This window comes from Methylobacterium aquaticum (assembly GCF_001043915.1).
Taxonomy (GTDB): Bacteria; Pseudomonadota; Alphaproteobacteria; order Rhizobiales; family Beijerinckiaceae; genus Methylobacterium; species Methylobacterium aquaticum.
The window spans coordinates 17,889-29,000 of sequence record NZ_LABX01000243.1; the positions used below are offsets into that span (position 1 = coordinate 17,889).

Below are 11,112 nucleotides of genomic sequence, written 5' to 3' on the forward strand. Positions count from 1 at the left end.
TCGTGCGAGGCTTACGTGTATGGTCCCGGAATGAGGTGGTGCGGATAGATCTTGAACCGGTCTAGGTCTTTGGTCCATGCCTGACAGATGATTTGGAACGGGGTCTTCCAGCGCAGCGCCTTGAGGTGCTTAGCGAAGTTGTAAGCTGTGACGAACGCCAGCACATGCGCCTTCAAGCTCTGTAGATCATCGTAGTGGAAGACCTTGACGATCGCATCCTTGATCGTCCGGTTCATGCCTTCAGCCTGCCCATTGGTCCAAGGATGGTAAGGCTTGGTCAGGCGATGTCCGATGTCATGCTCGATACAGACGCGATCGAAGATATGAGGACCTAGAAAATGCCGGCTCGGTCCTGTCCTGTTCTTTGGCATGTCAGCGAAGGCCATGCCATTGTCGGTCAGGACCGTGTGGATCTTGTAGGGAAAGGCTGCCACCACGTTCCGGAGGAACGCTGATCCTTGTATCTTGCCGGCACTATCGTAGAATTCAGCTTAGGTAAACTTTGAGGCCCGGTCAATCGTCAGGAACATGACCAGCTTGCCCTCGGCATGGCGCAGCTCGCAGCTGTCGATGTGCACGTAGCCGATCTCGTAAGTCTGGAACCGCTTGCGCGTCTGCGCGGTTTCGGCTGCCGGAAGGCGAGAGATGGTGTGCCGTTGCAGACAGCGATGAAGGGCCGAGCGGCTCAAATGGGGGATAGTATCGCGCAAGCAACCGAAAATATCGTCGAGCGGGAGCAGCGTTCGCCTCCGGAACTCGACCACAGTCGCCTCTTCAGCCGGCGTCAGGACTGTGCTCCCGGGCGTCAGCTCCATCGGCGCATCGGTCGTCACCGTCCGCTTGCGCCATTTCGCGACTGTCTTCGGGTTCAGGCCGTACTGGGCGGTAAGGGAGCGGCTACTTTCTTTCGACGCTTGGAGCTCGGCTCGAATACGTGGCGTCGTGCGGGCGCTGCTGTGAAGAACTCCTGCCATAGTGCATCTTCCGCCTGGCGCCCCAGCGCCGACAATGCACCATCACACTCCGGGACTGCACACCTTGTCCGCCCAGCGCGAACTTCGCCTGATGAAGGGCTCCCGCCGCGAGCACGAAGCTCTCGGGGATCGCCATCCACTCGGCGTGCCACGGGCCCGTCGCCCGCTCGAAATCCTGCACCATGGCGTCGAGCATCAGGCCGGCCTGCGGGCGCACGCCCTTGGAGGCGGCGAGCATCATTTCGGACGAGATCGGGTTGCGCTTCTGCGGCATGGTCGAGGAGGCGCCACGCCCGGTGACGAAGGGCTCGTAGACCTCGGCGAACGCGGTCGAGGCCATGTCATGACGTCGAGGGCGATCTTGCCGAGGGAGCCGGTGATCAGGGCGAGGAGGTTGACCACCTCGGCGAAGCCGTCGCGCGCGACGTGCCACGTCGAGACCGGCACGCCGAGACCGAGTTCGCGGCAGAAGGTCTCCTGAACGGCGAGGCCGTGCTCGCCAAGCGAGGCCAGGGTGCCTGCTGCCCCCGCGAACGAGCCGACCAGCACCCGCGGGCGGACCTGGGCGAGACGCTCGGCGTGGCGGTCGAGAGCGGCGAGCCAGATCGCGGTCTTGTAGCCGAAGGTGACCGGCAGGGCCTGCTGAAGGTGGGTGCGTCCTGCCATCGGGGTGTCGCGGTGGCGGCGCGACAAGTCGGCGAGGATCGTCCTCAGGACGTCGACGTCGGCGGCAACGAGGTCCAGACCCGCGCGGATCTGGAGCAGGGCAGGGTGGCGGTGTCCATGATGTCCTGGGTCGTGGCACCCCAATGGACGTAGCGGCCTGCCTCACCGCACTGCTTCACCAACTGGTGCACGAGCGGCAGGATCGGGTAGCCGATGGTGTCAGTCTCGTGGCTCAGGAGATCGAAGTCGAGTGCCTCGAAGTTGCAGCGCCCGGCGATCTGTTCGGCTGCTACAGTTGGGATGACGCCGCAGGCAGCCTTGGCGAGGGCGCCCTCGACCTCGATGTAGCGCTGGATCAGGGCATGGTCGGAGAAGATCGCGCGCACGGCCGGGGTGCCGAAGGCGTCACGGAACAGGAGGGAGTCGATGACGGTGGTCGCGGGTGCACGCATCGGGCGGGCCATCATGTCCTCCGGACGCTCCTCGAGCGGTGCACTATGTTCGAACATAATTCTGGTATCTTATGTACGGACATAGTGTCAACGGAGGTGGCGTCCGTCAGCACCGACGGGGTGGGGGAGGGCCGGTTGAGGAGGACCGTGGACTCCTGGCCGTCGATGTGACAGCGCGCGCAGAGGTCTCTAGAAGCGGTCGCTGCCTCGGCGGAGTCGGTGAGCGTCTTGAAATATGGCGAAGGTGACAATGCGGCCCGCACCATGTCCGGATGCTGTGAGCCGCGCCTTCGGCGACCGGGTCCGCGCATCGCGGGAACGGGCCGAGTTGACGCTCGAGCAGTTCTCGAAGCAGTCCGGGGTCAGCAGAGCCATGCTGTCGAAGGTCGAGCGCGGGGAGAAGAGCCCGACGATCGGCATTGCGAAGCGCATCGCCTACGCACTGAACACGCCACTCTCCACCCTGATGGGCGACGAAGCGAGCCGCCACGCCTTCGCATTGGTGAGGAAGAGTCAGCGGCACGTCTTCCATGACGCCAAAACCGGCTTCGAACGGCACCTCCTCTCTCCGATCATGGCGGGCCTGTCAGTCGAGGTCGTCCTGCATCGCCTGCCGGCGCGGACGTCGACGGGGCGATTGCCGCCTTATCCAGCCGGTGCCGGCAAGCAGGTCGTCGCCGCCCGGGGCAGGGTCGTCGTCGGGTTCGGTCGCGAGGAGATCGTTCTTGAGGAAGGGGACTCGCTGTACTTTGTGCCAGACGTCGAACACTGGTTCGACAACCGCACGGATCAGGCCGCTGAATATTACTTGGTGATCTCGGCTTTGCCGCCTCCTCGAACGTCCTGATCGGCCGCGCGGCGTGGTCGCCCAAGTTGGACCGGGGATCGACGGCGGTCCCCGTCCCGCCCGTCAGGATCCGGGCGCCTCCTGCCGAAGGAGACGGCTGGCATAGCGGTAGCGGTCGGCGGGATGGATGCTCAGCGAGATCTCCGCCACTGACTGCGGGCTGAGAACGTACTGCCGTCGGATTGCCAGGGCATGGCTTCCCGGCTCCGTGCGCAGCGCGCCAGCAATCTCCGTCGGAACCCCCCCCGCACGGATCTCCTGCCGAATTTCGACGATGCGCCGACCCGAGATCGCCTCCAGTAACGTGCTGTAGATGCCGGCATGGCCGCTCAGGCGCGCGCGCACCGGAGCCGCGAAGGTGGCATCGATGTAGACGTCCGTCCAGCAGATCGGCAACTCGGCCGGATCGTCCGGCTTGAGCCGCAGGAACGCAATCTTGAGCCAACGTTGGCCAGGCTGACACCCGAGTCGCTCGGCCAAATCCACGTCGGCCACGACGTCGGCGATCTCCTCAACTCGCCGTTCCGTCTCGACGCCGAACTGCTGCACGGCCTCGATCGATTCCAGATTCTGCGAGAAGCCGGACGCGGACGAAGCTGCCGCGGCCTCGACGCGCGTTCCCGCGCTCTTCCTGCGGCTGATCAGGCCCGAAGCCTGCAACTCTCGCATGGCCGCACGCACGGTGGCCCGGCTGACGGAGAACTGCTCCGCCAGCGCGTGCTCGTTCGGAAGCAGCGAGCCTACGGGATGTCGTCCGTCGGCGATTGCCTCGGCCAGGGCGCGTGCGACGAAGGCGTACCGTGTCTCCAAGGAAGAGGTCCCATCCGTGTTGGAGCCGGGAGGGTAAGCGGACGATGATGCACGGCGTCAAGCCAGGGCTTGACGCCCAGGCAATGAACGTACATAAACTATGTACGAACAAAGGAAGGGGTGCCGGTCTTGATGGCATCCTGTGTCGCGATGGGTCCGGCTTCAGAGAGTGGGCACGAGGCATCGCGCTCGCTGAGCTAGATGAGGCGTGGACAATCCGGCACGATTATCGGGGCGGGACGTCCGACCTGAACGTGTGTTCCGAGACACGAGCCGCTGGCTCCGAAAGCGCGGCGCGAAATTACGTTTCCGGCGGGTCGTGCCTGTGCTCGCGCGACCCAGCCGTTCATTGGAAAGACTGGCACCGCCATGACGGATAGCGTGAGAACCGAGACGGACAGCCTTGGGGCCATCGAGATCCCGGCCGGGCGCTATTGGGGACCGCAGACGGAGCGCGCGCGGCGCCTCTTTCGCATCGGCGACCAACGATTCCAGCCCGAACTCGTATGTGCTCTAGGTTTGCACAAGGTCGTGTGTGCGCAGGCCAACCTCGCGCTCGGCGAACTTCCCAAGGATCTTGTGCAGGTCATTGTGCGGGCGGCGGAGGAAATCGCGGCGGGCGAGCGCGATGCCGACTTCCCGCTCACCGTCTGGCAGACGGGGTCGGGCACGCAGACGAACATGAACGCGAACGAGGTCATCGCGAACCGGGCGAACGAATTGCTCGGACAGCCGCTCGGCAGCCGAAGCCCCGTGCATCCGAATGATCACGTGAATCGGTCGCAATCCTCGAACGACTCGTTTCCGACCGTCATGCACATCGCTGCTGTCCGGGCGATCGAACATAGGCTCATTCCATCCCTCGAGACGCTTCGGGGGACTCTGGCGGGCCGTGCGCGGGAGTGGGCCGACGTGGTGAAGATCGGCCGCACGCATATGATGGATGCCGTCCCCATGACGCTTGGGCAGGCTTTCGCGGCCTTCGCACGCCAGGTGGAGCTCGGGCAGGAGCGCTTGCGCGCCGGCATGGGGCGCTTCCTGTCCTTGCCGCAGGGTGGCACCGCGGTCGGGACCGGACTGAACCGACATCCAGATTTTGACGTCGTGTTCTGCCGGCTTCTGGCGGAGCGCACCGGCCTCGCCTTTACGCCAAATCCGGACAAATTCGAGGGAATGGGCGCGCATGACGCGCTGGTCGAGCTGAGCGGACAGCTCAACGTCATCGCGGTGTCGCTCAACAAACTCGGCAACGATGTCAGGCTGCTCGGCAGCGGGCCGCGGGCCGGGTTGTCCGAGCTGATCCTGCCGTCGGACGGCCTCTCATCCTCGATCATGCCCGGCAAGACGAACCCGACGCAGTCCGAGGCCCTGACGATGGTATGCGCACGGGTCATCGGAAATCACGCGACTGTCACCGTTGCAGGGGCGCAAAGCGCCCTAGAGCTGAACGTCTTCAAGCCGGTGATCATTCACGCGATCCTCGAGTCGATCCTGCTGCTCGCGGATGCCGCCGAGAGCTTCGCCTCCAACATGGTGGCGAAGTTGGAGGCTAATCGCGAGCGGATCGCAGACAACGTCGCTCGCTCAGTGATGCTCGTGACCGCGCTCGCACCGCATATCGGTTACGACAGATCCATGGAGATCGGGCAGTCCGCGCTCCTCGATGGCATCACCCTTAGAGAAGCAGCCGACCGTCTCGGTTACGTCGCGCCCGAGGACTTTGACCGATGGGTGAGGCCGGACGACATGGTCCGGCCCGGTCGATCGCCAGCGGTCCGGACGTGATCCGAGTGCTCGCGCCATGATCAGAGTCACGTGGGATCCGTGCGCGCGCCGCTGTTCTTCTATCGAAGAAATTTTTTCTTCAGGCGCACACATGACATAGCGCCGATTACCGGAGGACCACCATGAGGCTGAAAGGTAAGGTCGCCATCGTGACGGGCGGTGCAGGCGGCTTCGGCGAAGCGATCGCGAGACGCTTCGCCGGCGAGGGCGCGAAGGTCGGCATCGTCGACATCCGCAGCGATGCCGCCGAGCGCGTCGCCGCGGAGATCGGCCGCGACGCCATCGCGCTCGGCGCGGACGTGTCCTCCGGCGCGGACGTCGAGCGTGTTGTCGCGGAGGTCACGCGGCGGCTGGGCGCCCCATCTGTCCTGATCAACAATGCCGGGACCACGCATCCGAACAAGCCTCTCCTGGATGTCAGTGAGGAGGAGTTCGACCGCGTATTTCGGGTGAACGTGAAGTCCGTGTTCCTCTTCGTGCGGACGGTCGCCGCGGTGATGCGGGACAGCGGGGGAGGAGTAATCTTGAATGTCGGCTCGACCGCCGGCATTCGGCCCCGCCCCGGCCTGACGTGGTACAATGCCTCTAAGGGCGCGGTGAATCTGGCGTCGAAATCGCTCGCGCTCGAACTCGCCCCCTGGAAGATCCGCGTCAATGCGATCTGCCCGGTGATCGGCGAGACAAGCCTTCTCGGCCCCTTGATGGGCGTGCCGGACACGCCGGAGAACCGTGCGAGGTTCATCGCTTCGATCCCACTCGGGCGGATGTCGCGCGTGTCCGACGTGGCGAACGCTGCGCTCTACCTCGCCTCGGACGAAGCCGAGTTCATCACCGGCGTCGAGCTCCCAGTCGACGGAGGCCGCACGGCGTAGCGCCGGTGCGTCGCGCAGACGAGGCAAGACGAATAGAAATTCTTCTTTAGAAGAAAATCCCGCGATCTTCCAACAGGGACTTCGTCGCGGGTCGTCACGAGCAGGAGAGTGACCCATGACCCTGAAATTCCCGCTTCTCATCGACGGCGAACGACGCGCCGGCTCCAGCGGAGCGAGCGACGAGGTGCTAAACCCGGCAACCGGAACGAGCATCGGGCGCGTCGCCCACGCCTCCACGACCGATCTAGACGACGCGCTCGCGGCCGCGTCCCGGGGGTTGCGCGAGTGGAGCTCCGTACCCGGCTGGGAGCGTGGACGGATCCTCAAGGAGGCGGCGCGCAGGCTCGAAGCGAATCTTGACGCCGCCGCCCGGACGATCACGACGGAGCAGGGCAAGCCGCTGGCTGAGGCCAAGGCGGAGGTGACGCGTTCGGCGGAGTTCTTGGAGTGGGCGGGCGAGCAGGCGCGCCGCATCGCGGGGCGGACCTTCCTGGGCCGGGAGGTTGGGAACCGCATCGACATCGAGACACACCCGATCGGAGTCGTCGCGGCGTTCACGCCCTGGAACTTCCCGATGGCCCTGGCCGCCAAGAAGTTTGCAGGCGCTCTCGGAGCGGGCTGCTCGATCATCTGCAAGCCATCAGAGGAGACGCCCGGGTCGGTGCTCGTGCTCGCCCAGGCACTCCTCGACGCAGGTGTGCCGAGATCTGCCATCTCCGTGGTGTTCGGCAGACCCGACGAGGTGTCGCGCTACCTCATTCCCTCGCCCGTGATCAGCAAGATCACGTTTACCGGCTCCATCGCCGTCGGAAAGCTCCTCGCGGCGGCCGCAGGACAGGTGATGAAGCCTGTGACGATGGAACTGGGTGGTCACGCCCCGACCATCGTCTGCGGCGATGTCGATCCGGTCCGCGTGGCGGACATTCTGGTGCAGCGCAAGTTCGCTAATGCCGGTCAGATCTGCCTCTCGCCCACGCGCTTCTTCGTCGAGGACAGCATCCTGGAGCAGTTCGCCAAACGCTTCGCCGAAGGCGCGCGCGCCTGGAGGGTCGGTGACGGCCTCGACCCGTCAACCCAGATGGGTCCACTCGCGAACGAGCGACGCGTCGAGGCGATCACGAGCCTCGTCGACGATGCCCGGCGGCGTGGTGCCACAGTGGCCACGGGCGGGGAGCGCCTCGGCAACCGTGGGTTCTTTTTCGCGCCGACGGTGCTGACGAACGTCCCGGGCGATGCCGACATCCTGCGGTCCGAGCCGTTCGGTCCTGTCGCCCCGATCCTGCCGTTCTCCAACGACGACGAGATGCTCGGTCGCGCGAACAGCCTCGAATATGGTCTGTCGGCTTATGTCTTCACGAACGACCCGGCACGCGCGACCCGCATGAAGGACGCGCTGCGCGCTGGCACCGTAGGTCTCAACGACGTTCCGACTCACCTGCCCGAAGTCCCGCTCGGCGGCTGGAAGGAGAGCGGCTACGGCACCGAGGGTGGGATCGAAATCCTCGCCCCCTATCAGAAGACGAAGTTCGTAAGCGCGCGCTGACGCGTGCTCAACTTGGCGCGTTCGTGAGAAATTTTGCCTTCATAATAAATCATAGGGAAGAAGCCACCATGCAGATCAGCAATTACACTAGTATTGCTCCGACGCGTCGCCGCGCACTTGGCCTGGCCCTCGGTGCGGCGGCCGTGTCGGCCGGCCTTGCGCGGCCGGCGCGAGGGGCCGAACCGCTCCGCATCGGCGTCCTGGTCGACATGAGCGGCCCCTTCTCGGATTATAGCGGACCGACCAGCGTAGCGGCGGCGCAAATGGCGGTGGCCGAGTTCGAGCAGGTTCTCGGAAGACCAGTCGAGATCATCTCTGCTGATCACCAGAACAAGCCCGACGTCGGCTCGGCGATTGCGCGGGAATGGTTCGATCGGCGCGGCGTCGAGGCGATCGCTGACTTGACGAGCTCGGCGGTCGCTCTGGCCGTGCAGAAGCTCGCCGCGGATCGCGGCAAGGTCACCCTGCTCACCGGGCCGGCGACCGGCGCGCTCATGAACGAGAGCTGCTCGCGCACCGGCTTTCAATGGGTGCTCGACACCTACTCGAACACGGTCGGCCCCTCGCGGATGCTCATGCAGCAGGGCCTCGCGTCCTGGTACCTGATCGTGGCAGACTATGCCTACGGTCACCAGATGCAGCGCGATCTGACCCGCAGCGTGGTGGCGGCCGGCGGCAAGGTGCTTGGGGCCAGTCTCCACCCTGTCAGCACCGCCGATTTCTCGTCCTTCCTGCTCCAGGCCGAGGTGTCGAAGGCGCAAGTCGTCGGGATGCTGAACGCCGGCTCGGACCTCATCAACAGCGTCAAGCAGGCCGCCGAGTTCGGCTTGACGCAGACGCAGAAGTTCTTCCTTCCGGGTGCGGTTATCAGCGACATTCACGCGCTCGGCCTGGCGCAGGCCCAAGGCCTGCTCCTTATGAATGGCTTCTACTGGGACCGAAACGATGAGAGCCGGGCCTGGTCCAAGGAGTTCTACGCTAAGACGCGCCGCATGCCTGGACAGATCCAGGCTGGCACCTACTCCGCCGTGCGCCATTACCTGAGATGCTGCGAGGCCGCGCAGACCGTTGAGGGACTAGCTGTCGCGGAGAAGATGCGCGGGACCCTGGTTGACGATGTCTTCGTGCGAGGTGGAACGATCCGCCCCGACGGCCGGCTCGTGCACGACTTCTACGTCGTGCAGGTCAAGTCGCCTGCCGAGTCGAAGGCGCCCTGGGACTACTACAAGCAAGTCGGCTCGATCGCGGGATCGGACGCGATGCAACCTTTGTCCGAGACACGCTGCCCTTACCTAATCAAGCCGTAAAACCACCTCGCCTGGGTTTCGGATCGGTCGACGGAGTGGGACCATCGTGGGGGAAAGACGGCTGCCCAAGGTGAAAAACCATCATCGCGCAATGCTTGATGCGGACGCTTTGTGACGCGTTCACAGAACATTCGCGATTGTTGGGCCCGGCTGGTGCTCTTGGGAACCCAGGGCAAGTGCATTGATGAACCATCGATCGGTTGTTCAGGCAACCGATCAACATTATTTTGCTCGATGAACGATATAATCATGATTGATGTCAGCTCGGATACGATCCTCGCGGCGGAGGGCCTGACCAAGGCGTTCAAGGGGTTTCGCGCCGTGAACGGCGTGACGCTCGAGGTGGCGCGCGGCACCATCCACGCGCTGATCGGCCCGAACGGCGCCGGCAAGACCACCTGCTTCAACCTGCTGACCAAGTTCCTGACGCCGTCGGCGGGCTCGATCCGCTATAACGGCCGGGACATCACCGGGATGAAGCCGGCAGACGTCGCCCGGCTCGGCCTAGTGCGCTCGTTCCAGATCTCGGCGGTGTTCCCGCACCTGACCGTCAAGGAGAACGTCCGCATCGCGTTGCAGCGGCGCAAGCGCGGCGACTCGTTCGATTTCTGGCGCTCCGAAACGGTGCTGCGGGCCCTGAACGAGGAGGCGCTGCAACTGGTCGAGGCGGTGGGCCTGTCGGACTTCGCCGACATTCCGGCGGTGGAGCTGTCCTACGGCCGCAAGCGGGCGCTCGAGATCGCCACCACCCTGGCACTGGAGCCCGAGATGCTGCTCCTCGACGAGCCGATGGCCGGCATGGGCCACGAGGACGTCGACCGGACCGCAGCGCTGATCCGCCGGGTCTCGGCCAACCGCACCATCCTGATGGTCGAGCACAACCTGTCGGTCGTCGCCTCGCTCTCCGACCGCATCACCGTGCTGGCGCGCGGGCAGGTGCTGGCGGAGGGCGACTACGCCACCGTGTCGAAGGATCCCCGCGTGGTGGAAGCCTATATCGGAGCCGGTCATGGCTGAGGCGGTGATGATGAAGCCGGTCCCGCAGGCGAGCGCGAGCGCCGCCCCGCTTCTGGCAGTGCAGGGGTTGGAGGGCTGGTACGGCGAGAGCCACGTGCTGCACGGCATCACCTTCGACGTGAAGCCCGGCGAGGTGGTGACGCTGCTCGGCCGCAACGGCGCCGGCAAGACCACGACGCTGCGGGCCATCATCGGCATCCTGGGCAAGCGCAAGGGCTCGATCCGCTACGACGGCACCGAGACCATCGGCATGGCCTCGCGCAACATCGCCAAGCTCGGCCTCGGCTACGTGCCGGAGGAGCGCGGCATCTTCTCGAGCCTCTCGGTCTACGAGAACCTGATGCTGCCGCCGCGGGTGAAGCCCGGCGGGATGAATGTGGAGCAGATCTACACGCTGTTCCCGAACCTCAAGGAACGGGCGGGCAGCCAGGGCACCAAGCTGTCCGGCGGCGAGCAGCAGATGCTCGCCATCGGCCGGATCCTGCGCACCGGCGCCAAGCTGATCCTGCTCGACGAGCCGACCGAGGGCCTCGCCCCGGTCATCGTGCAGCAGATCGGCCGCACGATCGCGCGCCTGAAGACCGAGGGCTACACGATCGTCCTGGTGGAGCAGAACTTCCGCTTCGCCCAGACCGTGGCCGACCGGCACTTCGTGGTCGAGCAGGGCCGGGTGATCGGCATGATCCCCAACCGCGACCTCGACGCCAACATCGACAAGCTCCACACCTATCTCGGGGTTTGAGCCATGCCCATGATCCTCGGCATCCCCATGCAGGCGCTGTTCGGCCAGCTCCTGCTCGGCCTCATCAACGGCTCGTTCTACGCCATCCTGTCGCTCG

8 protein-coding genes and 3 pseudogenes are annotated in these 11,112 nt (G+C 65.0%); 8 read left to right on the plus strand and 3 right to left on the minus strand.

From position 1 onward, the window contains the following. Positions 1–11: 11 nt before the first annotated feature. Both VP06_RS27115 and VP06_RS27120 read right to left on the minus strand, forming a co-directional pair. Positions 12–974 (minus strand): annotated as a pseudogene (locus VP06_RS27115) (IS481 family transposase). A gap of 67 nt (positions 975–1,041) precedes the next feature. Next, positions 1,042–2,092 (minus strand): annotated as a pseudogene (locus VP06_RS27120) (class-II fumarase/aspartase family protein); the annotation flags it as partial. Between the two features lie 277 nt (positions 2,093–2,369). Between VP06_RS27120 and VP06_RS27125 the strand changes: the two are divergent. After that, positions 2,370–2,939 carry a helix-turn-helix domain-containing protein gene (locus VP06_RS27125; protein WP_197093298.1) on the plus strand — a complete coding sequence of 190 codons (570 nt, stop codon included), beginning with the start codon at positions 2,370–2,372 and terminating at the stop codon, positions 2,937–2,939. A 63-nt stretch (positions 2,940–3,002) separates the two neighbouring features. On the opposite strand, the gene VP06_RS27130 is transcribed toward VP06_RS27125, so the two are convergent. After that, positions 3,003–3,749 (minus strand): GntR family transcriptional regulator, encoded by a 747-nt coding sequence (locus VP06_RS27130; RefSeq protein ID WP_048466919.1) that lies wholly within the window; start codon positions 3,747–3,749, stop codon positions 3,003–3,005. 369 nt (positions 3,750–4,118) lie between these two features. Here VP06_RS27130 and VP06_RS27135 point away from each other — a divergent pair, with 369 nt between their 5' ends. The 7 genes and pseudogenes from VP06_RS27135 to VP06_RS38305 form a co-directional block, all read left to right on the plus strand. Next, entirely contained in the window at positions 4,119–5,534 is a 1,416-nt protein-coding gene (locus VP06_RS27135; RefSeq protein ID WP_048466920.1) for a class II fumarate hydratase, read from the plus strand. 122 nt (positions 5,535–5,656) lie between these two features. Then, positions 5,657–6,406 (plus strand): glucose 1-dehydrogenase, encoded by a 750-nt coding sequence (locus tag VP06_RS27140; RefSeq protein ID WP_048466921.1) that lies wholly within the window; start codon positions 5,657–5,659, stop codon positions 6,404–6,406. A gap of 115 nt (positions 6,407–6,521) precedes the next feature. Then, on the plus strand, positions 6,522–7,949 hold the full coding sequence (locus tag VP06_RS27145; protein ID WP_048466922.1) for an NAD-dependent succinate-semialdehyde dehydrogenase: 1,428 nt from the start codon (positions 6,522–6,524) through the stop codon (positions 7,947–7,949). Between the two features lie 68 nt (positions 7,950–8,017). Continuing rightward, a complete protein-coding gene (locus VP06_RS27150; protein WP_063928453.1) occupies positions 8,018–9,256 on the plus strand; it encodes an ABC transporter substrate-binding protein in 1,239 nt (412 codons plus the stop codon). A gap of 249 nt (positions 9,257–9,505) precedes the next feature. Next, positions 9,506–10,273 carry an ABC transporter ATP-binding protein gene (locus VP06_RS27155; RefSeq protein ID WP_156295800.1) on the plus strand — a complete coding sequence of 256 codons (768 nt, stop codon included), beginning with the start codon at positions 9,506–9,508 and terminating at the stop codon, positions 10,271–10,273. Beyond that, on the plus strand, positions 10,266–11,015 hold the full coding sequence (locus VP06_RS27160) for an ABC transporter ATP-binding protein (RefSeq protein ID WP_048466924.1): 750 nt from the start codon (positions 10,266–10,268) through the stop codon (positions 11,013–11,015). The genes VP06_RS27155 and VP06_RS27160 overlap by 8 nt, the downstream gene beginning before the upstream one ends. A gap of 3 nt (positions 11,016–11,018) precedes the next feature. Next, positions 11,019–11,112: pseudogene (locus tag VP06_RS38305) on the plus strand (branched-chain amino acid ABC transporter permease); the annotation flags it as partial.